Here is a 21,031-nt window from a genome sequence, read left to right on the forward strand (position 1 = left end):
ATGAAGCCAAGCGAATCATCTCCTGATGCACTGGACATGCAGCTGCGCGCTGCCGAGCAGGCGCGCGGCCTGTGCAACATGAAGCGCATTGCGCTGGGGGCGCTGTTGTGCGCGGTGGCGCTGCTGGCCTTGAGCGAATATTTTGGCCGTGTCGGCATCTGGGGTTGGGTGGCCGCGTTTGCCGAAGCGGCCACCGTAGGTGCCCTGGCCGACTGGTTTGCCGTGGTGGCGCTGTTCCGCCATCCGATGGGGATTCCGATTCCGCATACCGCGATCATCCCGCGCAACCAGCAGCGCATTGCCAACAACCTGGCCCAGTTCGTGCGCGACAAGTTTCTCGACAAGGCGGTGCTGTTGCCGCGCATCCAGTCGCTCAATCCGGCGCATCGCATCGGCGAGTACCTGAGTGCGCCGGAGCGGGTGCGCCATCTGGCGACGCAGTTGCAGCAGTGGGCGGCACAGTCGGTGGCGGCACTCGACAGCCCGGCGCTGGAGCGTGATTTGCTGGCGATTGTCAAGCGCCAGCTGCACGACTGGAATGCGGCGCCGACGGCGGTGCAGCTGGTCAACATGCTGACGCAGGGCGGCCACCACGAGCGCGTGCTGCAGACGGCGCTGATCAAGGTCTCGGACTGGGTCGGTTCGCCGCAGATCCGCCTGCTGATTGCCGACAAGATGATCGAGATGGCGCGCCGCGAATATCCGAAGATGACCTGGTTTGTCGACAAGCTCGATTACACCGAGGACATTGCCGATCGCCTGGCCGACCGGCTGGCGCAGGCGCTGATCGACGAGGTGCAGGTGGTGCTGCGTGATCCGGAGCATCCGGTGCGCCAGCACTATGTCGATGAGGTGGTGCGCCTGATGGAGCGGCTGGAGCACGATCCCGACATGCAGCAGCGCGTGCAGCAGCTCAAGACCGAGCTGTTGCGGCATCCGGCACTGCAGGGCTATGCCAGTCAGCTGTGGCAGCGCCTGCGTGACTGGCTGCGCCAGGACTTGTCCAGCAGCGAGTCGGTGATTGCGGCGCAGTTCGAGCGCTACGCAGCCCAGTTGGGGCAGAAGCTGCGCGATGACCCGGTCTGGCAGGAGGCGGCCAACCAGCAGCTGGAAATTGCCGTGGAGCACCTGACGGAGCAGCTGCGCCAGATTGCGCCGGAGCATATCCGGGCCACGGTGCAGGGCTGGGATACGCGCTACATGGTGCAGGAGATCGAGCGCAGCGTGGGCAAGGACCTGCAGTACATCCGGCTCAATGGCACGCTGATTGGCGGCCTGGCGGGGCTGGTGCTGTACGCCCTGTTCAATGGCGGCCTGATGACGGCGATTCTGGCGGCGCTGTCCTGAAATTGCACCTTAGCGCAGCAGCCAGAGCAGACCGGACAGCACGACCACGCTGCACAGGGCGGCAACCAGGTCGTCGAACATGATGCCCCAGCCACCACGCCAACCCCAGCCCTTGAAGGCCTGATCAGCCCAGCGCACTGGCTGTGGCTTGGCGGCATCGAAAAAGCGGAACAGCGCGAACGCCACCAGCTGCCAGAGCAGGGCGCTGCCGGACAGCAGCGGGAGCGGTAATTGCAGCATCAGCACTTGCAGCACCAGCCAGAAGGCGGCGACTTCATCCCAGACGATGCTGCCGGGATCCTGTACGCCCATATTGCGTGCGGTGACGGTGCAGGCCCACCAGCCGAGCGGAATCGCGATGAACAGCAGCGCCCACAGCACGCCAGCCGGCAGCCAGCTCGCCAGCAGCAGCCAGCTGGCCCAGGCAAACAGCGTGCCGGCCGTGCCCGGTGCCTTGGGTGACAGGCCAGATCCCAGTCCGAGCGCGAGTGCATGGGCCGGGTGGCTGAAGGTGAAGGCCAGATCGGGCCGGCGGGGAGCTTGCGGGGCGGAAGGCGGCATGGGCAGCATGAGAGGCGTTCAGCGGAAATGGTCGAAGGCGGTGGCGTCTACGGGAACGATGCGGCCATCGGCCTGTTGCAGGCGCAGTCCAGAGTCTGCCTCGATCTGGCCGATGCGCGTGGCCAGCAGGCCGCAGGATCGGGCGGCAGCCAGCACCTGCTCATGGTGTTCGGGCGCAGCCGTCCAGAGCAGTTCGTAGTCATCGCCGCCCGCCAGCGCGTAGGACAGGGCGAGCGAGGTGTCCTGCAGGCGCAGCGCCGGGCTGGCGGCCTGCAGCAAGCCATCGGCCTGCAGCAAGGCGGCGCAGCCGGAGGCATCCAGGATATGGCGCAGATCGCCTGACAGGCCATCGCTGAGATCACAGCAGGCGCTGGCCAGGCCGCGCAGCGCCAGGCCGAGGGCGACGCGCGGCTGCGGGTGTTCCAGCCGGGCGCGTGTGGCCTGCAGCAGCTGGTCGCGCACGGTAGCTGGCCAGGCGGCCAGGTCCTGATCCTGCAGCAGCAAGTGCAGCGCCAGCCGTGCATCGCCCAGACCCTGGTCCGGGCCGTGGCTGACGTAAATGCCATCGCCCGGGCGCGCACCGCTGCGCAGCAGCGCCTGCGCTGGCGGCACTTCGCCGAATACCGTGATGCCGATGGTCAGTGGGCCGCGTGTGGTGTCGCCGCCGATCAGTTCGCAGCCATGGGCATCGGCCAGCGCAAACAGGCCGGCGGCAAAGGCCTGCAGCCAGTCGTCATCGATATCGGGCAGCGCCAGCGAGAGCGTGCAGGCCAGTGGACGCGCGCCACAGGCTGCCAGATCGCTCAGGTTCACGGCCAGCGACTTGTGGCCGAGCGTGGCCGGATCGACATCGGCGAAAAAGTGCCGGCCGGCCACCAGCAGGTCGGTGGAAATCGCCAGCTGTTGGCCGGCTGAAGGCGCCAGCAGCGCACAGTCATCGCCGATGCCGAGCGTGGCCTGGCGCAGCGGCTGGTCGCGGCGGAAATGGCGGCGGATCAGGTCGAATTCACCGTGGGAAGCGGACATGCTGGCGTTCAGGATTGCGGCTTGTTGCCGGCTGCACCGCTGGGCGGGAAGAAGAAGGTAAACGGCGTGTACAGCATGCGGTTGCGCAGGGCGTCATAGATGCGGTGGCGATCGACGCGCTGCACGTTTTGCGCCGCCAGTGCGGTACGGAAGGCCAGGTAGAAGTTGACCATCACGTTGATCGGGCCGATCAGCGAGACACCCAGCAGCGCCAGCCAGAAGGGCCGCATTTCCAGCACTTCCAGGCCCAGCGTGTGCGCTGCGGCACCCAGCTGGCCGGCAGCCAGCGTCACGTGGCGCACCTCGAAGCCGATGCCGAAAAACTGTGCAAACGAGGGCACCAGGCCGAGCATCAGGCCAAGCGAGATATTCGCGCCCAGGCCGGAAATGTTCTCGCGCCACCACTGGCTCCAGCGCGCCGCGCGCTCGGTGCCGAACAGCTGGCGCGAACGCGGGTGGTGCGCGATGATGGAATCGAGCCGGTTCAGCACAAAGCTGTTTTCCAGCCAGCCGCCGATCAAGCTGGACAGGAACAGCAGCACGCCGGTGATGGCGGCAAACAGCACGGTCGGGCCGATGATGTCCAGGTTCGACATGGTGCGGAAGGCGACGCCATCGGAAATCATCGGTGAGCCGGTGTAGTGCTGCAATGCCATCGAAATCAGGATCGCCATGGGCACTACCGCCAGCAGGTTGCCGACAATTGCCGCCACCTGGGAGCGGAACAGGTGCGCCACCTCATCGACAAACGCGGGAATCGCTTCCGGGTCGTCGATATCCTTGAGCTTGGCCGCCATGGCCGGTGCGGTCACGGCGGGTTGCTTGGTCGCCACCGTCCAATGCATCAGCTGGATCACGACGAAGGCCAGCGCATAGTTGATGCCGGCGGTCAGGCCGGTCCAGAAGATCGACAGCGCCAGCGCGCTGAGCACAAACTTGAACCAGACCGCCACGCCCATCACCAGGCCGCCGCCAAAGGCCTTGCCCAATAGCGCGCGCCAGTCGTGGAAGTTGCGCGTGATATAGCTTTCGCCCGACAGCGCCTGGCGCTCGGCCACCTTGGCTGCCGTCAGGTGCGTGTTTTCCTGCCACAGCTTGCGCAGGCTGCGCCGATCGCGGCTGATGCGCACCAGGCGCGAGATCATGCGTGCCGCCGACAGCATCTGCTGCTCGCTCATCAGGCAATCGAGCAGCTGGTTGACGCGCTGCACCCGATCGCGCACCTGCTTCAGCATGAACACGATGCCGACAGAGATACCGTGCTGGTCCAGGTGGTCATAGACGGTGCTGATGGCGAGCTTGCTGGCCTGCAGCTTGCCGCGCAGGATTTGCGCCGACAGCTGGGTCGCCTCGGACTGGGCACCGTGCAGGCGCAGCACGCGGACAAAGCTGAACATCGCCACCGGCAGCTCGTGGAACACGCGCGCCGTGCTTTCCGAACTCGCCATGCGGGTGCGGATTTCGCTGGCAAAGCCGATCGCGTTGATCTGGCTCAGGCTGTAGGAGATCGCATCGATCAGGATCTCCTGCCAGTAGCTGAGTTCTTCCGCGCCGGGCGTGTCCATGCCGGCCATCTGCGTCAGCGCGGTTTCGCGCGCTTCCAGCGTCAGGCTCAGGTCACTGGTGACCGGGTCCAGCTCTTCCTGCGCCATCGGCTGCAGCAGCACGGCCTGCAGTTGCTGCAGCGTCTTTTCGTCCAGTGCCTTGATCCACTGGGCATCGAACAGCGACGGAAACAGCAGCACGAACAGCTCGCCCAGATCGGTGGTTTCCGGCGTGGCCGGAATGATCTTCTTGCGCAGCCGGTGCGCCATTTCGCTGACGAAGGCGTTGCGCGGCGCAAAGCCGGCATCGGCCAGCAGCGGCGTGACGTCGATATCGGTGACAAAGCGCAGCCACCATTCGCGCCAGCGCAAGCGCCATTCGGTCAGCGGCTGCACGGTGGACAGGAACAGGCGCACGCGGCCGACGGCCTTCTGGATATCTTCCTCATCGTCGCCCCGGATCCACTCCATCACGCCATGCAGCCACAGGTGGCGCTGCGCCAGGCTGGCATCGGGATCCAGCGTATTGAGCAGATACTGGAGCTTGTCGTCGATCTCTTGCGTCATCGGCAATGGCGATATCAGTGCAGCACGCGATTGGCCGGCGCTGCCTCGGGCGGATCGGCGTCCGGCTGGTGCGCCTGCAGCGCAAACGGGGGAATCGGTGCATCAAAACGCGTGCCGTCCACGGCCACACAGAAAAAGCTGCCTTCCATGCGCCCCTCGGGCGTGCGCAGCGGCGTGCCGCTGCTGTAGGAAAAGCTGTCACCCGGCTCCAGCAGCGGCTGGTGGCCCACCACGGCCAGGCCACGCACTTCTTCCACATGCTTGTAGGCATCGGTGATGATCCAGTGGCGCGCGATCACCTGTACCGGCACGTTGCCGGTATTGGTAATCGTCACATGGTAGGCAAACAGGTACTGGCGCGGCGGATTCGATTCCTCCGGCAAATATTCCGGGCGCACCTCGATGTGCAACTGGTAATCGCTGGAAGGGGCGGGGGTGAAATCTGGCATGGGCTCCGATCAGGACACGACGAACATCCGCGCAGATGGCGGCAAGATGCACGACAATACCAGACATGAGCACCACTTACCGTATTGCCCCCTCCATTCTCTCGGCCGATTTCGCCCGCCTGGGCGACGAAGTGCGCAACGTGATTGCCGCTGGCGCCGACTGGATCCACTTTGACGTGATGGACAACCATTACGTGCCCAACCTCACTTTCGGCCCGATGATCTGCCAGGCCATCAAGCCGCACGCCGTCACGCCGGACGGCCAGCCGGTGCCGCTGGACGTGCACATGATGGTGCAGCCGGTGGATGCCCTGGCGCAGGCTTTTGCCCAGGCCGGTGCCGACCTGATCAGCTTCCATCCCGATGCCAGCACCCACGTCCACCGCAGCATCCAGGCGATCCGGGCCGCCGGCTGTCAGGCCGGCCTGGTGTTCAACCCGGCCGAGCCGCTCGATGTGCTCGACTGGGTGATCGACGACATCGACCTGATCCTGATCATGAGCGTCAACCCCGGTTTCGGCGGCCAGGGTTTCATCGACAGCGCCCTGCGCAAGATCGAGGCCGTGCGCAAGCGCATCGATGCCTGCGGCAAGGACATCCGCCTTGAGGTCGATGGCGGCATCAAGGCCGACAACATCCGCCGCGTAGCCGATGCCGGTGCCGACACCTTCGTCGCCGGCAGTGCCATCTTCGGCAAGCCCGATTACGCTGCCGTGATCAGCGACATGCGCAAGGCGCTGGCATGAGCGTGGCCGAGCTGCGCTGGCCCTGCGCGTCACAGCCGCTGGCGGTGCAGGGCGTGATGATTGATCTGGACGGCACCATGGTCGACACCATGGGTGACTTCGATCTGGCGCTCAACGCCATGCTGGCCGAACTGCAGCTGCCGGCCATCGCGCGCAGCACCATCGGCCAGCTGGTTGGCAAGGGTTCGGAGCACCTGATCCGCCAGACCCTGCAGCAGGTTGGTGCCGATGCCGCCCGCTTCGATACCGCCTTCGCCAGCTACCAGCGCCACTATGGCGAGATCAATGGCCAGCAAAGCCGGCTGTTCGATGGCGTGCAGCAGGGGCTGGAACAATTGCAGGCGCTCGGGCTGCCGCTGGCCTGCCTGACCAACAAGCCACAGGCGCACGCCGAAGTGCTGCTGCAGCGGCTCGGTATTGCCGGCTATTTCCGCTGCGTTTTCGGTGGCGATGCCTTTGCGCGCAAGAAGCCCGATCCGCTGCCCTTGCTCGAAACGGCACGTGCCCTCGGCACCGACCCGGCCGTCACCCTGATGCTGGGCGATTCCAGCAACGATGCCCAGGCGGCGCATGCGGCCGGCTGTCCCGTGCTGCTGGTCGATTACGGCTACAACCATGGCCAGCCGATCCGCGAGGTGGCAGCGCAGGGCTATCTGTCGAGCATGGCGCAGTTGCAGGGCGAGCCCTTGGCACGTTCTGCGGCGATTTGTTAAACTGGTTCGCATGTTCATCCATCGCAACATCACCCGAGGTCGTGCCGACCGGGGAGCCTGGCCCTGGCGTCCCTGTGCGGCCTGCTGCGCCTGCTGAGGCGCTGGTGGTGTGCACCCGCAGGCTGGCGGGTGCTGCCTGATGTTGGTCGGGGCGGTTTATAGTGTGGGCGCAAGGCCCGCGGCGATGCTGCATGGCGCGCACCGTCCCTCATCCCGATGGATCTCCCATGACAGAACTTGAATTCAAGAGCCTGGTCGCCCAGGGCTACAACCGCATCCCGCTGATGCTGGAAGCCTTTGCCGACCTGGAAACCCCGCTTTCGCTCTATCTCAAGCTGGCCCATGCCGAATACGGCGGCCGCAACAGCTTCCTGCTCGAATCCGTGGTCGGTGGCGAACGCTTTGGCCGCTACAGTTTCATCGGCCTGCCGGCCCGCACGCTGCTGCGCGCCAGCGGCTTTGGTGCCGATGCGCGCACCGAGGTCGTCACGGATGGCCAGGTGGTGGAAACTGCCAGCGGCAACCCGCTCGATTTCATTGCGCAATACCAGCAGCGCTTCAAGGTGGCGGTACGCCCCGGCATGCCGCGTTTCTGCGGCGGTCTGGCCGGCTATTTCGGTTACGACGCGGTGCGCTACATCGAGAAAAAACTGGAGGCATCCTGCCCGCCCGATGACCTGCACACGCCCGATATCCTGCTGTTGCAGTGCGAGGAAGTTGCCGTCATCGACAACCTGTCCGGCAAGCTCTATCTGCTGGTCTATGTCGATCCGGCCCAGCCCGAGGCCTACAGTCGCGGCCATCAGCGCCTGCGCACACTGCGCCAGCGCCTCAACGAGCCGGCCGTGCCGCCGGTCACCAGCGTCTACCAGAGCGAGCCGGTCGAGCGCATCTTCGCCAAGGACGATTACCTGCAGGCGGTGCAGCGCGGCAAGGACCTGATCGCCGCCGGCGATTTCATGCAGGTGCAGGTCGGCCAGCGCCTGCAGAAGCGCTTTGCCGCGCATCCGCTCAACCTCTATCGTGCGCTGCGCTCGCTCAACCCGAGTCCGTACATGTACTACTACCACTTCGGGGATTTCCAGGTCATCGGCTCCTCGCCCGAAATCCTGGTGCGCCACGAGCACGAGGCCGATGGCTCGCAAAGCGTCACCATCCGCCCGCTGGCCGGCACCCGCCCGCGCGGTGCCACGCCCGAGGCCGACCTGGCGACAGAGCAGGAGCTGATCAACGATCCCAAGGAGCGTGCCGAACACGTGATGCTGATCGATCTGGCCCGCAACGACATCGGCCGCATCGCCAGGACCGGTTCGGTCAAGGTGACCGAAGCCTTTGCCATCGAGCGCTACAGCCACGTGATGCACATTGTCAGCAACGTGCAGGGCACGCTGCTGGACGGCATGCGCAACATGGATGTGCTGCGCGCCACCTTCCCGGCGGGCACGCTCACCGGCGCGCCCAAGATCCACGCCATGGAGCTGATCGACGAGCTGGAACCGGTCAAGCGCGGCATTTACGGCGGTGCCTGCGGCTACCTGAGCTATGCCGGTGACATGGATGTGGCGATTGCCATCCGCACCGGCATCGTCAAGGACGGCATGCTCTACGTGCAGTCGGCTGCCGGTGTGGTGGCCGACAGCGTGCCCGAAATGGAATGGCGTGAAACCGAACACAAGGCACGCGCGCTGCTGCGTGCCGCAGAACTGGTGGAGGAGGGCCTGCAATGAGCAAGATCCGCGTCCTGATGGTGGACAACTACGACAGCTTCACCTACAACATCGTGCAGTACTTCGGCGAACTCGGTGCCGAGGTCATCACCCATCGCAACGATGAAATCACGCTGGACCAGCTGGACCAGCTGTTCCGCGACGGCGGTTTTGACCGTCTCTGCATTTCGCCCGGCCCCTGTTCGCCCAACGAGGCGGGTGTGTCGGTAGATGCCATCCGGCACTTTGCCGGCCAGCTACCGATCCTCGGCGTCTGCCTGGGGCATCAGGCCATCGGACAGGCTTTTGGCGGCCATATCGTGCGTGCCCAGGTGCAGATGCACGGCAAGACCAGCGTCATCACCACCACGCAGGAGGGCGTGTTCCGCCAGCTGCCGCGCCAGTTCACCGTCAACCGCTACCACTCGCTGGCAATCGAGCGTGCCACGCTGCCGCAGGAGCTGGCCATCACGGCCTGGACCGATGATGGCGAAATCATGGGCGTGCGGCACAAGACACTCGATATCGAAGGCGTGCAATTCCACCCGGAAAGCATCCTGACCGAGCACGGCCACGCCATGCTGCGCAACTTCCTCGATCGCTGAGCTGCCGCGGCCCGTACCCTCTCCAAGGACAAGAACATGATGAAAATTACCCCCAAGGAAGCGCTGCAGCGCACCATCGAGCACCGGGAAATCTTCTACGACGAGATGAAGGACCTGATGCGCCAGATCATGACCGGCGAGGTCTCGCCCGTGATGATGGCGGCGCTGATCACCGGTCTGCGCGTGAAGAAGGAAACCGTGGACGAAATCACCGCCGCCGCCCAGGTGATGCGCGACTTTGCCACCAAGGTCGAGATTGCCGACAAGACGCATCTGGTCGATATCGTCGGTACCGGTGGTGACGGCTCCAACACCTTCAACATTTCCACCTGCGCCATGTTCGTGATTGCCGCAGCCGGCGGCCGCGTCAGCAAGCATGGTGGCCGTGGTGTCAGCAGCAAGTCCGGCAGTGCCGATGCGGTCGAGCAGCTCGGTGCCTGCATCGACCTGTCGCCGGCCGCCGTGGCCAGCTGCGTGGAGCAGTGCGGCATCGGCTTCATGTACGCTCCCAACTACCATCCTGCGATGAAAAACGTGGCTCCGGTGCGCCGGGAGCTGGGCGTGAAAAGCATCTTCAACATCCTGGGCCCGCTGACCAACCCGGCTGGTGCTCCCAACATCCTGCTGGGCGTTTTCCACCAGGATCTGGTCGGCATTCTGGTGCGCGTGCTCAAGGACATGGGCGCCGAGCACGCCATGGTGGTCTACGGCCAGGACAGTCTCGACGAGTGCAGCCTGGGTGCTGCCACCCTGGTTGGCGAACTCAAGAATGGCCAGGTGCTGGAATATGAGCTGCACCCGGAGGACTACGGCCTGACCATGCGCAGCAAGCGCGCGCTGGCCGTCAACGACCCGGTCGAATCGCGTGAAGTGCTGCTGTCCGTGCTGGACGGCCGCGAGCAGGGCGCACCGCGTGACATCGTGCTGCTCAACGCCGGCGTGGCACTCTATACCGCGAATGTGGTCGAGTCGATCCAGGCCGGTGTCGATCTGGCACGCCAGACACTGGACTCCGGTGCCGCCCGCGCCAAGCTGGACGAGTTCGTCCGCGTATCGCAACAACTCAAGGCGGCGTAAGCATGTTCCAGGATGAAGGCGCCTGGATCGCCATCGGCATTTCGCTGCTGTTCGTGGTGGTGGGGCTGGTGATGCACCGCGTCATCGTCAAGGTGCTCAAGCAGGCCGCGCCCGAACCGGATCAGAAGGACAGGACATGACAGACATTCTCGAAAAAATCAACGCCGTCAAGCGCGAGGAAGTGGCTGCAGCGCAGCGCAGGACGCCGCTGGCAGCGATGCGCGCCGATGCCGAAAGCCGCATCCTGACACGCGATTTTGCCGGTGCCATGCGCGCCAGGATGGCGGCCGGCCAGCCGGCCGTCATTGCCGAAATCAAGAAGGCCAGCCCGTCCAAGGGCATCATCCGGGAGGACTTCATCCCGGCGGATATTGCCCAGAGCTATGCCGAAGGCAATGGCAAGCTGTCTGCCGCCTGCCTGTCGGTGCTGACCGATCGCCAGTTCTTCCAGGGCAGCCCGGACTACCTGAAGCAGGCGCGTGCCAGCTGCGACCTGCCGGTGCTGCGCAAGGACTTCATGATCGATCCCTACCAGATCTACGAGTCGCGCAGCATGGGGGCGGACTGCGTCCTGCTGATTGTCGCCAGCCTGGATGATGCCCAGCTGCAGGACATGGCTGCCATCGCCCGCAATCTGGACATGTCGGTGCTGGTCGAAGTCCACGACCGCGGCGAAATGGAGCGCGCGCTGAAGTTGCTGGCCAGCGTCCGCCAACCCGAATCCCTGCTGCTGGGCATCAACAACCGCAACCTGCGCACCTTCGAGGTCAGCCTGCAGACGACACTCGACATGCTGCCCGATTTGCCCGAGGGACAGCTGGTGGTGACGGAAAGCGGCATCCTGACACGCGAAGATGTGGTTACAATGCGGGATTCCGGTGTGCACGCCTTCCTGATCGGGGAAGCGTTCATGCGGCAGCCGGAGCCAGGCCTGGCCCTGGCCGAGCTGTTCTCCTGATTTTTCGCAAAAAAATGCAGGGGTCTGGAAAAAAGCCAAAAAGCATGGCATAATTCAAAACTTGCTGTGGAGAGGTGGCCGAGTGGTTAATGGCAGCAGACTGTAAATCTGCCCTCTTGCGAGTACGCTGGTTCGAATCCAGCCCTCTCCACCACAAGCTTCAAATACTGAGTGGCGGCTCTGCCGTAACTTGAGGGTTGGCTCCTGACGCCATCAAGTGTGCGGGAGTAGTTCAATGGTAGAACCTTAGCCTTCCAAGCTAATGATGCGGGTTCGATTCCCGTCTCCCGCTCCAGTGTTGCGTGTGCTTGTCTCTCGTGTGAAATAATTGCCCATGTGGCTCAGTGGTAGAGCACTCCCTTGGTAAGGGAGAGGTCGGCAGTTCGATCCTGCCCATGGGCACCATTCATTCCCCGGCGTCTGCCGGGTGGTGTCTTTTTCAATCAATCATTCATTGTTTTTCGGAGTCGAAAAATGGCAAAAGAAAAGTTTGAACGGAGCAAGCCGCACGTCAACGTAGGCACCATCGGTCACGTGGACCACGGCAAGACCACCCTGACGGCAGCGATTGCTACCGTGCTGGCCAGGAAGTTCGGCGGCGATGCCCGCGACTACAGCCAGATCGATAACGCGCCCGAAGAAAAGGCCCGTGGCATCACCATCAACACCTCCCACGTCGAGTACGAGACGGCCAACCGTCACTACGCCCACGTGGACTGCCCTGGTCACGCCGACTATGTGAAGAACATGATTACCGGTGCTGCCCAGATGGACGGCGCCATCCTGGTCTGTTCCGCTGCTGACGGCCCGATGCCCCAGACCCGCGAGCACATCCTGCTGTCCCGTCAGGTTGGCGTGCCCTACATCATCGTGTTCCTGAACAAGTGCGACATGGTGGACGACGAGGAGCTGCTGGAGCTGGTCGAGATGGAAGTGCGCGAGCTGCTGAGCAAGTACGACTTCCCGGGTGACGACACCCCGATCGTGAAGGGTTCTGCCAAGATGGCGCTGGAAGGCGACACCGGCGACCTGGGCGAAGGCGCCATCATGAAGCTGGCCGAAGCCCTGGATAGCTACATCCCGACGCCCGAGCGCGCCGTGGACGGCACTTTCCTGATGCCGGTGGAAGACGTGTTCTCCATCTCCGGCCGTGGTACCGTGGTGACCGGTCGCGTCGAGCGCGGCATTATCAAGGTCGGCGAGGAAATCGAGATCGTGGGTATCAAGGACACCCAGAAGACGACCTGCACGGGCGTGGAAATGTTCCGCAAGCTGCTGGACCAGGGTCAGGCTGGCGACAACGTCGGTATCCTGCTGCGCGGCACCAAGCGTGAAGACGTCGAGCGCGGCCAGGTGCTGTGCAAGCCGGGTTCCATCAAGCCGCACACCGAGTTCACCGCCGAGGTGTACGTGCTGTCCAAGGACGAAGGTGGCCGTCACACGCCGTTCTTCAACAACTACCGTCCCCAGTTCTACTTCCGTACCACGGACGTGACCGGTTCCATCGAGCTGCCGGCCGACAAGGAAATGGTGATGCCGGGTGACAACGTGTCCATCACCGTGAAGCTGATCGCCCCGATCGCCATGGAAGAAGGCCTGCGTTTCGCCATCCGCGAAGGTGGCCGTACCGTGGGCGCTGGCGTGGTTGCCAAGATCATCGCTTAATCGCTGAAAGGCTATAGGGGTATAGCTCAATTGGCAGAGCGTCGGTCTCCAAAACCGAAGGTTGGGGGTTCGATTCCCTCTGCCCCTGCCACCCTCTGAGGTGTGGCAAAAAAGAGAAGCCCGCTGCAAAGCGGGCTTTACTATTTCTGTAAGTCGATATAAAATCTAAGGCTTCGCTCTTTTTGGCGATAGTCTGATCCTGGCGTGTTGCCCGGATCTGCATATTCTGGAATTGCCACATGGCTTCTTCTCCTCAGGTTGAAACGGTAACTACCGGCGCCGACAAGGTCAAGGTAGCAGCTGCCGTACTGCTGATACTGGCAGGTTTTGTTGCGTACTTCATGCTGGCGCCGCAGGGTGCACTGGTGCAGTGGGTGGCCCTGCTCGTGGGCGTGGCGGCTGGTGTCGGCGCCTATCTGACGTCTGCCTCCGGCCGTGGCCTGGTGGATTTTTTCCGCGAAGCCTTCCGTGAAGTGCGCAAGGTCGTCTGGCCATCACGCAAGGAAGCCTCGCAGACCACACTGTTCGTATTCCTGTTCGTGCTGGTGATGTCGCTGTTCCTGTGGCTGACCGACAAGACCCTGGAGTGGATTCTGTACGGCCTGATTCTGGGATGGAGGTAAGCATGACAGAAGGAACGATGCTGGAAGCAGCAGCCAATCCCGATTTTCGCTGGTACGTGGTCCAGGCCTATTCGGGCATGGAGCGCGCTGTCGAGCGCAACCTGCAGGAGCGCATTGCGCGCGCCGATATGCAGGACAAGTTTGGTCGCATCCTGGTGCCGACCGAAGAGGTGGTCGAGGTCAAGAATGGCCAGAAACGCACTACCGAACGCAAGTTTTTCCCCGGCTACGTGCTGGTGGAAATGCTGATGGATGACGAAAGCTGGCACCTGGTCAAGCAGACCAGCAAGGTAACCGGCTTTGTGGGCGGTGCCCGCAATCGTCCGACCCCGATCTCCCAGGCTGACGTGCAGAAGATCGTCAGCCAGATGCAGGAAGGCAGCGAAAAGCCGCGCCACAAGGTGGAGTTCGAGGTGGGCGAGATGGTGCGCGTCAAGGAGGGCCCGTTTGCGGACTTCAATGGCAGCATCGAGGAAGTTAACTACGAAAAGAACAAGCTGCGCGTGTCGGTGACCATCTTCGGTCGTGCTACGCCGGTCGAGCTGGAGTTCTCCCAGATCGAAAAGACCTGATCCGGGTCGTCCAGTTTTTGGGTGATGCGTTTCCAGACCCGCGCATCATCGTCAAGCCAGGGTCGTAACCCCCGGGGAGCCTGCTGCTGGCAGGCGTTATTACCCGCAAGGAGAAAAGTATGGCGAAGAAAATCGTCGGCTTTATCAAGCTGCAAGTGCCGGCTGGCAAAGCCAACCCGTCGCCGCCGATTGGTCCCGCTCTGGGCCAGCGCGGTCTGAACATCATGGAGTTCTGCAAGGCGTTCAACGCCCAGACCCAGGGCGTCGAGCCGGGTCTGCCGCTGCCGGTGGTGATCACCGCGTTTGCAGACAAGAGCTTCACCTTCATCATCAAGACGCCGCCCGCAGCGACGCTGATCAAGAAGGCCATCAAGCTGGACAAGGGTTCTGCCAAGCCGAACACCGAGAAAGTTGGCAAGATCACCCGCGAGCAGCTGGAAGAAATCGCCAAGGCCAAGATGAAGGACCTGACGGCTGCCGATCTGGACGCTGCCGTTCGTACGATCGCCGGCTCTGCCCGTGCGATGGGCGTGACCGTGGAGGGCGTGTGAGATGGCCAAACTGACCAAGAAGCAAAAAGCCCTCGAGGGCAAGGTTGACAGCAACAAGCTGTATTCCGTGGCGGAAGCCCTGGAGCTGGTAAAAGAGTGCGCGACTGCCAAGTTCGATGAGTCCATCGACGTGGCCGTGCAGCTGGGCGTTGACGCCAAGAAATCCGACCAGGTGGTGCGTGGCGCCGTGGTGCTGCCCAATGGCACTGGCAAGACCAAGCGCGTTGCCGTGTTCGCCCAGGGCGCCAAGGCTGAAGAAGCCAAGGCTGCTGGTGCTGACGTGGTGGGCATGGACGACCTGGCTGCTGAAGTCAAGGCCGGCAACATGCCGTTCGACGTGGTGATTGCTGCTCCGGACGCGATGCGCGTGGTGGGTACCCTGGGTCAGATCCTGGGCCCGCGCGGCCTGATGCCCAACCCCAAGGTGGGCACCGTGACCCCCGACGTGGCTACCGCCGTCAAGAACGCCAAGGCTGGCCAGGTCCAGTTCCGCGTTGACAAGGCTGGCATCATCCACTCGACCATCGGTCTGCGTTCCTTTGACAACGAGAAGCTGCAGGGCAACCTGGCAGCCCTGGTGGAAGCGCTGAACAAGGCCAAGCCGGCCAGCAGCAAGGGCCTGTACCTGCGCAAGGTGGCCGTGTCTTCTACCCAGGGCGTTGGCGTTCGCGTCGACACCCAGACCATCGCTGCCTGATTGGCGCGATAAAGGCTTTGCACCGGGTAACCGGTGCAGGAGGTGGGCTGCCGGGCTTCGGTCCGGCAGGCCATCCAAGACCGCTGGCGTGCCGCAAGGCACTTAATCCTGCAAGCCAGCGCAGATGGCGATCCCGCACACAAGAGGTTGAAGGGAATCGGGCAACCGGTTCCAGGTTTCCGAAAGTGAGTTGGTCGCTGCAAGTAAGGGCGTGCATGTGGAGTGATCTCATGCACATTTTGAGGAGTAGATCTTGAGTCTCAATCGCAGTGAGAAAGAAGCGGTCATCAACGAAGTGACCGAACTCGCCGCTAAAGCTCAAACGCTCGTGATGGCGGAATACCGTGGTATCACGGTGGCCGACATGACCGAGCTGCGCAGCAAGGCCCGTAGCCAGGGCGTGAGCCTGAGCGTGTTGAAGAACACGCTGGCCCGTCGTGCCGTGGCCGGCAGCAGCTTTGAGTCTGCGGCTGACCAGATGACTGGTCCGCTGATCTATAGCTTCTCCGAAGACGCAGTTGCCGCCGCCAAGGTGGTAGCCGATTTCGCCAAGACCAACGACAAGCTGGTCATCCGTGGCGGCGTCTATGCCGGAAAAGCTCTGGATGTGAACGGCGTGAAAGAGCTGGCCAACATTCCTACCAAGGAAGTGCTGCTGTCGCAGCTGTGTGGCCTGCTCATGTCTCCGGTGTCGCGTACTGCACGCGTGCTGGCGGCTCTGGCAGAGAAAAAAGGCGAGGAAGTTGCTGCCTGATCGGCGGCAGATCCTGTCAACCAACATCATTTTTTAGGAAAACATCATGGCATTTGATAAAGACGCATTCCTGACCGCTCTGGACACCATGTCCGTCATGGAACTGAACGAGCTGGTGAAGGCTATCGAAGAGAAGTTTGGCGTGAGCGCTGCCGCTATGGCTGCTCCGGCTGCTGGCGGCGCTGCTGGCGGCGCTGCTGCTGCTGAAGAAAAGACCGATTTCGATCTGGTCCTGACCGAAGCTGGCGCCCAGAAAGTTGGCGTGATCAAGGTGGTGCGCGAAATCACCGGCCTGGGTCTGAAGGAAGCCAAGGACCTGGTGGACGGCGCTCCCAAGACGATCAAGGAAGCCATGCCCAAGGCCGACGCAGAAGCCGCTCAGAAGAAGCTGGTGGAAGCTGGCGCCAAGGCAGAACTCAAGTAATCGGGTTCTTCCTGAGGCTGGAGTGCCCGAAAGGCATTCCAGCCTTTGGTGTTTCTTGCGCGCACCGGCTCCGGGCTGGTGCTGCAGCAGAAAACACCTTCAAGCACAATGTGCCTCATGCCTGTTGTGCTTGAAAGTGTCTTCTGTTCCCGATGGCGGAAGACCCTTGGTTCGGGTCGCGTGCAACGCGTGACCGTCTGCCATTGGCTGGTAGGGGCCAGCCACCAAGATTGCGGGCAAGCGCAGGCCCGCATCCATCCGAGGAAAGACTAACCGCCGCGCTAGCAGACCAGACTGCTAGACGTCTTCACCTGGAGAGCCCATGTCTTACAGCTATACCGAACGCAAACGGATCCGCAAGAGCTTTGGCACACGCGACAGCGTGCTGAAGATCCCGTATCTGCTGCAAATGCAGCGTGATGCCTACACCGCCTTTCTGCAAAAGGACATCGCGCCGAAGAAGCGGCGCACCGAAGGCCTGCAGGCTGCGTTCGAATCCGCATTCCCGATTGTCTCGCACAACGGCTTTGTGGAAATGAAATTCGTCGAGTACAACCTGGCCAAGCCCGCATTTGACGTGCGCGAGTGCCAGACGCGTGGCCTGACCTTCGGTTCTGCCGTGCGTGCCCGTGTACAGCTCATCATTTATGACCGCGATGCGTCCACCGCCCAGTCCAAGGTGGTCAAGGAAGTGAAAGAGCAGGAAGTCTACATGGGCGAAGTGCCCCTGATGACCGAGAAGGGCTCCTTCATCATCAACGGTACCGAGCGCGTGATCGTGTCCCAGCTGCACCGTTCGCCCGGCGTGTTCTTCGAGCACGACAAGGGCAAGACGCACAGCTCGGGCAAGTTGCTGTTCAGCGCCCGCATCATTCCCTACCGTGGCTCCTGGCTGGACTTCGAATTCGACCCGAAGGACGTGCTGTACTTCCGCGTCGACCGTCGCCGCAAGATGCCGGTCACGATCCTGCTCAAGGCGATTGGCCTGAACCCGGAACAGATCCTGGCGAACTTCTTCGTCAACGACCACTTCCGCCTGATGGACACTGGTGCCCAGATGGAGCTGGTGCCCGAGCGCCTGAAGGGCGAAGTGGCGCGCTTCGACATCATCGACAAGGACGGCAAGGTCGTCGTTGCCAAGGACAAGCGCATCACTGCCAAGCACATCCGCGAACTGGATGCGGGCCAGACCAGCCATGTGAGCGTGCCGGAAGACTTCCTGATCGGCCGCGTGCTGAGCAACAACATCATCGATGGCGACACCGGCGAGATCATTGCCAAGGCCAACGAGGAGCTGACCGAAGCGCTGCTGAAGAAGCTGCGTGAAGCCGGTATCCAGGAGATTTCCTGCATCTTTACCAACGAGCTGGACCAGGGTGCCTACATCTCCCAGACGCTGCGTATCGATGATACGGCGGACGAGTTTGCCGCACGCGTGGCGATCTACCGCATGATGCGCCCCGGCGAGCCGCCGACCGAAGATGCGGTGCAGGCACTGTTCCATCGCCTGTTCTACAGCGAGGACAGCTATGACCTGTCGCGCGTTGGCCGCATGAAGTTCAACGCCCGTATCGGCCGCGACGAAGCCGAAGGCGCCATGGTGCTGTCCAACGAGGACATCATGGCCGTGGTCAAGACGCTGGTCGACCTGCGCAACGGCCGTGGCGAAGTCGACGACATCGACCATCTGGGCAACCGTCGCGTGCGTTGCGTCGGTGAGCTGGCCGAGAACCAGTTCCGCACCGGTCTGGCACGTATCGAGAAGGCCGTGAAGGAGCGTCTGGGCCAGGCCGAGCAAGAGCCGCTGATGCCGCACGACCTGATCAACTCCAAGCCGATTTCTGCGGCGCTGAAGGAGTTCTTTGGTGCGTCCCAGCTGTCCCAGTTCATGGACCAGACCAACCCGCTGTCCGAGATCACGCACAAGCGCCGTGTCTCCGCACTGGGCCCGGGCGGCCTGACGCGCGAGCGCGCCGGCTTCGAGGTGCGCGACGTGCACCCGACGCACTATGGCCGCGTCTGTCCGATCGAGACGCCGGAAGGTCCGAACATCGGTCTGATCAATTCGCTGGCGCTGTACGCCCAGCTGAACGAATACGGTTTCATCGAAACCCCGTACCGCCGCGTGGTGGATTGCCAGGTGACCGATGAGGTCGACTACCTGTCCGCCATCGAGGAAAGCAAGTACATCATCGCCCAGGCGAACGCCACGCTGGACGAGAACGGCAAGCTGACTGGCGAGCTGGTATCTGCCCGTGAAAAGGGTGAATCGGTGCTGGTCGATCCGGCCGAAGTGCAGTACATGGACGTGTCCCCGGCACAGATCGCCTCGGTGGCGGCTGCGCTGGTGCCGTTCCTGGAGCACGACGACGCGAACCGTGCGCTGATGGGCGCCAACATGTCGCGTCAGGCGGTGCCGGTGCTGCGTCCGGAGAAGCCCATGGTGGGTACCGGTATCGAGCGCGTGGCCGCGGTCGACTCCGGCACCGTGGTGACGGCGCAGCGCGGTGGCGTGGTCGACTATGTCGATGCCACCCGTATCGTGGTGCGTGTCAACGACAACGAAGCCGTGGCCGGCGAAGTGGGCGTGGACATCTACAACCTGATCAAGTACCAGCGTTCCAACCAGAACACCAACATCCACCAGCGTCCGATCGTCAAGCGCGGCGACGTGCTGGCCAAGGGTGACGTGGTGGCTGACGGCGCATCGACCGACCTCGGCGAGATCGCCATCGGCCAGAACATGCTGATCGCCTTCATGCCCTGGAACGGCTACAACTTCGAGGACTCGATCCTGATCAGCGAGCGCGTGGTGGCGGACGACCGCTACACCTCCATCCACATCGAGGAACTGGTGGTGATGGCGCGCGACACCAAGCTGGGTGCCGAGGAAATCACGCGTGATATCCCGAACCTGAGCGAAGTGCAGCTGAACCGCCTGGACGATTCCGGCATCATCTACGTCGGCGCGGAAGTGAATCCGGGCGACGTGCTGGTGGGCAAGGTCACGCCCAAGGGCGAGACCACGCTGACGCCGGAAGAGAAGCTGCTGCGCGCGATCTTCGGCGAGAAGGCTTCTGACGTGAAGGACACCTCGCTGCGCGTGGACCAGGGTTCCAGCGGTACCGTGATCGACGTGCAGGTGTTCACGCGTGAAGGCATCCAGCGCGACAAGCGCGCCCAGCAGATCATCGACGACGAACTGAAGCGCTACCGTCTGGACCTGAATGACCAGATGCGTATCGTGGAAGCCGACGCCATGGACCGTCTGCGCAAGATCCTGATTGGCAAGGTCGCCAACGGTGGCCCGCAGAAGCTGGCACGTGGCAGCACGATCGATGCCAAGTACCTGGATGGCCTGGACAAGTACCACTGGTTCGACATCCGTCCGGCAGACGAGACCGTCGCCGATCAGATCGAAAGCGTGAAGAAGTCGCTGGAGCAGGAGCGTCACAGCTTCGACCTGGCCTTCGAGGAAAAGCGCAAGAAGCTGACGCAGGGCGACGAGTTGCCCGCCGGCGTGCTGAAGATGGTCAAGGTCTACCTGGCCGTCAAGCGTCGCCTGCAACCGGGTGACAAGATGGCCGGCCGTCACGGTAACAAGGGTGTGGTGTCCAAGATCGTGCCGGTCGAGGACATGCCCTACATGGCCGACGGTACCACCGCCGACATCGTGCTGAACCCGCTGGGCGTGCCGTCGCGCATGAACGTGGGTCAGGTGCTGGAAGTGCACCTGGGCTGGGCCGGCAAGGGCATTGGCCATCGCATCAACGAGATGCTGCAGCAGGAAAAGACCGCTGCCGAAGTGCGCCAGTACATGGTACAGGTCTACAACAGCTCTGGCCGTGTCGAGACGCTGCAGGACCTGGACGATGGCGAGGTGCTGTCCATGGCCCGCAACCTGACTGGTGGCCTGCCGTTCGCCACGCCGGTGTTCGACGGTGCTTCCGAGGAGGAAATCCTGGGCATGCTGAAGCTGGCCTACCCGGACGAGGTCGCCGAGGCCAAGGGCCTGACGCCCTCGCGCACCCAGGCCTACCTGTATGACGGCCGCACCGGCGAGCGCTTCGAGCGCCCGACCACCATTGGCTACATGCACTTCCTGAAGCTGCATCACCTGGTCGATGACAAGATGCACGCCCGTTCCACCGGTCCGTACTCGCTGGTGACGCAGCAGCCGCTGGGCGGCAAGGCCCAGTTCGGTGGCCAGCGTTTCGGTGAGATGGAGGTGTGGGCACTGGAAGCCTACGGTGCGTCCTACGTGCTGCAGGAAATGCTGACCGTGAAGTCGGACGACGTGCAAGGCCGTACCAAGGTCTACGAAAACATCGTCAAGGGCGAGCACGCCATCGATGCCGGCATGCCGGAATCGTTCAACGTGCTGGTCAAGGAAATCCGCTCTCTGGGTATCGATATCGAGCTGGAACGCGGCTGACCGGGCAGGGC

The 21,031-nt window shown here is 63.0% G+C and carries 20 protein-coding genes and 4 tRNA genes; 20 read left to right on the plus strand and 4 right to left on the minus strand.

The features are described from left to right. Entirely contained in the window at positions 1–1,347 is a 1,347-nt protein-coding gene (locus ACI3EV_RS01925) for a DUF445 domain-containing protein (protein WP_329771935.1), read from the plus strand. 9 nt (positions 1,348–1,356) lie between these two features. Here ACI3EV_RS01925 and ACI3EV_RS01930 read toward each other — a convergent pair whose 3' ends face one another. From ACI3EV_RS01930 to apaG, 4 genes are read right to left on the minus strand one after another with little or no spacing between them, the layout of a single operon-like run. Beyond that, entirely contained in the window at positions 1,357–1,917 is a 561-nt protein-coding gene (locus ACI3EV_RS01930) for a phosphatidylglycerophosphatase A (protein WP_337692174.1), read from the minus strand. A gap of 9 nt (positions 1,918–1,926) precedes the next feature. After that, positions 1,927–2,934: a thiamine-phosphate kinase gene (gene thiL, locus ACI3EV_RS01935; protein WP_337692173.1), complete on the minus strand. Its 1,008-nt coding sequence runs from the start codon at positions 2,932–2,934 to the stop codon at positions 1,927–1,929. Between the two features lie 8 nt (positions 2,935–2,942). Further along, on the minus strand, positions 2,943–5,045 hold the full coding sequence (locus ACI3EV_RS01940) for a recombinase (protein WP_337692172.1): 2,103 nt from the start codon (positions 5,043–5,045) through the stop codon (positions 2,943–2,945). Positions 5,046–5,059: 14 nt separating this feature from the next. After that, the gene (gene apaG / locus ACI3EV_RS01945) at positions 5,060–5,494 is read right to left on the minus strand and encodes a Co2+/Mg2+ efflux protein ApaG (protein WP_329771931.1); all 435 of its coding nucleotides are present in this window, start codon (positions 5,492–5,494) and stop codon (positions 5,060–5,062) included. A gap of 65 nt (positions 5,495–5,559) precedes the next feature. On the opposite strand from apaG, the gene rpe reads away from it, so the two are divergent. From rpe to rpoB, 19 genes are all read left to right on the plus strand, one after another. Continuing rightward, on the plus strand, positions 5,560–6,240 hold the full coding sequence (gene rpe / locus ACI3EV_RS01950) for a ribulose-phosphate 3-epimerase (RefSeq protein ID WP_337692171.1): 681 nt from the start codon (positions 5,560–5,562) through the stop codon (positions 6,238–6,240). After that, on the plus strand, positions 6,237–6,953 hold the full coding sequence (gene gph / locus ACI3EV_RS01955; protein ID WP_337692170.1) for a phosphoglycolate phosphatase: 717 nt from the start codon (positions 6,237–6,239) through the stop codon (positions 6,951–6,953). The genes rpe and gph overlap by 4 nt, the downstream gene beginning before the upstream one ends. 227 nt (positions 6,954–7,180) lie before the next feature. Further along, positions 7,181–8,680: an anthranilate synthase component I gene (trpE, locus tag ACI3EV_RS01960; protein WP_337692169.1), complete on the plus strand. Its 1,500-nt coding sequence runs from the start codon at positions 7,181–7,183 to the stop codon at positions 8,678–8,680. After that, entirely contained in the window at positions 8,677–9,264 is a 588-nt protein-coding gene (locus tag ACI3EV_RS01965) for an anthranilate synthase component II (protein ID WP_405198018.1), read from the plus strand. Before trpE ends, ACI3EV_RS01965 begins: the two co-directional genes overlap by 4 nt. Positions 9,265–9,303: 39 nt before the next feature. Then, positions 9,304–10,341 carry an anthranilate phosphoribosyltransferase gene (gene trpD, locus ACI3EV_RS01970; RefSeq protein WP_026320722.1) on the plus strand — a complete coding sequence of 346 codons (1,038 nt, stop codon included), beginning with the start codon at positions 9,304–9,306 and terminating at the stop codon, positions 10,339–10,341. Positions 10,342–10,343: 2 nt separating this feature from the next. Continuing rightward, positions 10,344–10,481, plus strand: coding sequence for a hypothetical protein (locus ACI3EV_RS01975; protein ID WP_018715765.1), 138 nt, complete (start codon positions 10,344–10,346; stop codon positions 10,479–10,481). Beyond that, positions 10,478–11,299 carry an indole-3-glycerol phosphate synthase TrpC gene (gene trpC / locus ACI3EV_RS01980; RefSeq protein WP_329771925.1) on the plus strand — a complete coding sequence of 274 codons (822 nt, stop codon included), beginning with the start codon at positions 10,478–10,480 and terminating at the stop codon, positions 11,297–11,299. Before ACI3EV_RS01975 ends, trpC begins: the two co-directional genes overlap by 4 nt. Positions 11,300–11,367: 68 nt before the next feature. Beyond that, a tRNA-Tyr gene (locus ACI3EV_RS01985) sits at positions 11,368–11,453 on the plus strand. A 67-nt stretch (positions 11,454–11,520) separates the two neighbouring features. Beyond that, positions 11,521–11,594: transfer RNA gene (locus ACI3EV_RS01990), tRNA-Gly, on the plus strand. A 35-nt stretch (positions 11,595–11,629) separates the two neighbouring features. After that, positions 11,630–11,704: transfer RNA gene (locus tag ACI3EV_RS01995), tRNA-Thr, on the plus strand. Positions 11,705–11,773: 69 nt separating this feature from the next. Further along, positions 11,774–12,964 carry an elongation factor Tu gene (tuf, locus tag ACI3EV_RS02000; protein WP_329771776.1) on the plus strand — a complete coding sequence of 397 codons (1,191 nt, stop codon included), beginning with the start codon at positions 11,774–11,776 and terminating at the stop codon, positions 12,962–12,964. 15 nt (positions 12,965–12,979) lie between these two features. Further along, positions 12,980–13,055 (plus strand) — tRNA-Trp (locus ACI3EV_RS02005). Positions 13,056–13,203: 148 nt separating this feature from the next. Beyond that, complete coding sequence (gene secE, locus ACI3EV_RS02010) at positions 13,204–13,587, plus strand: preprotein translocase subunit SecE (RefSeq protein WP_329771974.1); 384 nt, start codon at positions 13,204–13,206, stop codon at positions 13,585–13,587. Positions 13,588–13,589: 2 nt separating this feature from the next. Then, a complete protein-coding gene (nusG, locus tag ACI3EV_RS02015; protein ID WP_329771972.1) occupies positions 13,590–14,159 on the plus strand; it encodes a transcription termination/antitermination protein NusG in 570 nt (189 codons plus the stop codon). 119 nt (positions 14,160–14,278) lie between these two features. Beyond that, positions 14,279–14,710 (plus strand): 50S ribosomal protein L11, encoded by a 432-nt coding sequence (gene rplK, locus ACI3EV_RS02020; protein ID WP_329771969.1) that lies wholly within the window; start codon positions 14,279–14,281, stop codon positions 14,708–14,710. A 1-nt stretch (position 14,711) separates the two neighbouring features. Next, positions 14,712–15,407 (plus strand): 50S ribosomal protein L1, encoded by a 696-nt coding sequence (rplA, locus tag ACI3EV_RS02025; RefSeq protein WP_329771968.1) that lies wholly within the window; start codon positions 14,712–14,714, stop codon positions 15,405–15,407. A 253-nt stretch (positions 15,408–15,660) separates the two neighbouring features. Next, complete coding sequence (gene rplJ / locus ACI3EV_RS02030) at positions 15,661–16,161, plus strand: 50S ribosomal protein L10 (protein ID WP_329771967.1); 501 nt, start codon at positions 15,661–15,663, stop codon at positions 16,159–16,161. Between the two features lie 46 nt (positions 16,162–16,207). Beyond that, a complete protein-coding gene (rplL, locus tag ACI3EV_RS02035; RefSeq protein ID WP_091815627.1) occupies positions 16,208–16,585 on the plus strand; it encodes a 50S ribosomal protein L7/L12 in 378 nt (125 codons plus the stop codon). 322 nt (positions 16,586–16,907) lie between these two features. Further along, the gene (gene rpoB, locus ACI3EV_RS02040; protein WP_337692077.1) at positions 16,908–21,020 is read left to right on the plus strand and encodes a DNA-directed RNA polymerase subunit beta; all 4,113 of its coding nucleotides are present in this window, start codon (positions 16,908–16,910) and stop codon (positions 21,018–21,020) included. The last annotated feature ends 11 nt before the right edge of the window (positions 21,021–21,031 follow it).

The organism is Allobrachymonas wangyanguii (assembly GCF_045055315.1).
GTDB lineage: Bacteria > Pseudomonadota > Gammaproteobacteria > Burkholderiales > Burkholderiaceae_C > Brachymonas > Brachymonas wangyanguii.

Coding starts and splice junctions, on each gene's coding strand:
- ACI3EV_RS01925 (WP_329771935.1), top strand. CDS start 1: ATGAAGCCAAGCGAATCATCTCCTGATGCACTGGACATGCAGCTGCGC.
- ACI3EV_RS01930 (WP_337692174.1), bottom strand. CDS start 1,917: ATGCTGCCCATGCCGCCTTCCGCCCCGCAAGCTCCCCGCCGGCCCGAT.
- thiL (WP_337692173.1), bottom strand. CDS start 2,934: ATGTCCGCTTCCCACGGTGAATTCGACCTGATCCGCCGCCATTTCCGC.
- ACI3EV_RS01940 (WP_337692172.1), bottom strand. CDS start 5,045: ATGACGCAAGAGATCGACGACAAGCTCCAGTATCTGCTCAATACGCTG.
- apaG (WP_329771931.1), bottom strand. CDS start 5,494: ATGCCAGATTTCACCCCCGCCCCTTCCAGCGATTACCAGTTGCACATC.
- rpe (WP_337692171.1), top strand. CDS start 5,560: ATGAGCACCACTTACCGTATTGCCCCCTCCATTCTCTCGGCCGATTTC.
- gph (WP_337692170.1), top strand. CDS start 6,237: ATGAGCGTGGCCGAGCTGCGCTGGCCCTGCGCGTCACAGCCGCTGGCG.
- trpE (WP_337692169.1), top strand. CDS start 7,181: ATGACAGAACTTGAATTCAAGAGCCTGGTCGCCCAGGGCTACAACCGC.
- ACI3EV_RS01965 (WP_405198018.1), top strand. CDS start 8,677: ATGAGCAAGATCCGCGTCCTGATGGTGGACAACTACGACAGCTTCACC.
- trpD (WP_026320722.1), top strand. CDS start 9,304: ATGAAAATTACCCCCAAGGAAGCGCTGCAGCGCACCATCGAGCACCGG.
- ACI3EV_RS01975 (WP_018715765.1), top strand. CDS start 10,344: ATGTTCCAGGATGAAGGCGCCTGGATCGCCATCGGCATTTCGCTGCTG.
- trpC (WP_329771925.1), top strand. CDS start 10,478: ATGACAGACATTCTCGAAAAAATCAACGCCGTCAAGCGCGAGGAAGTG.
- tuf (WP_329771776.1), top strand. CDS start 11,774: ATGGCAAAAGAAAAGTTTGAACGGAGCAAGCCGCACGTCAACGTAGGC.
- secE (WP_329771974.1), top strand. CDS start 13,204: ATGGCTTCTTCTCCTCAGGTTGAAACGGTAACTACCGGCGCCGACAAG.
- nusG (WP_329771972.1), top strand. CDS start 13,590: ATGACAGAAGGAACGATGCTGGAAGCAGCAGCCAATCCCGATTTTCGC.
- rplK (WP_329771969.1), top strand. CDS start 14,279: ATGGCGAAGAAAATCGTCGGCTTTATCAAGCTGCAAGTGCCGGCTGGC.
- rplA (WP_329771968.1), top strand. CDS start 14,712: ATGGCCAAACTGACCAAGAAGCAAAAAGCCCTCGAGGGCAAGGTTGAC.
- rplL (WP_091815627.1), top strand. CDS start 16,208: ATGGCATTTGATAAAGACGCATTCCTGACCGCTCTGGACACCATGTCC.
- rpoB (WP_337692077.1), top strand. CDS start 16,908: ATGTCTTACAGCTATACCGAACGCAAACGGATCCGCAAGAGCTTTGGC.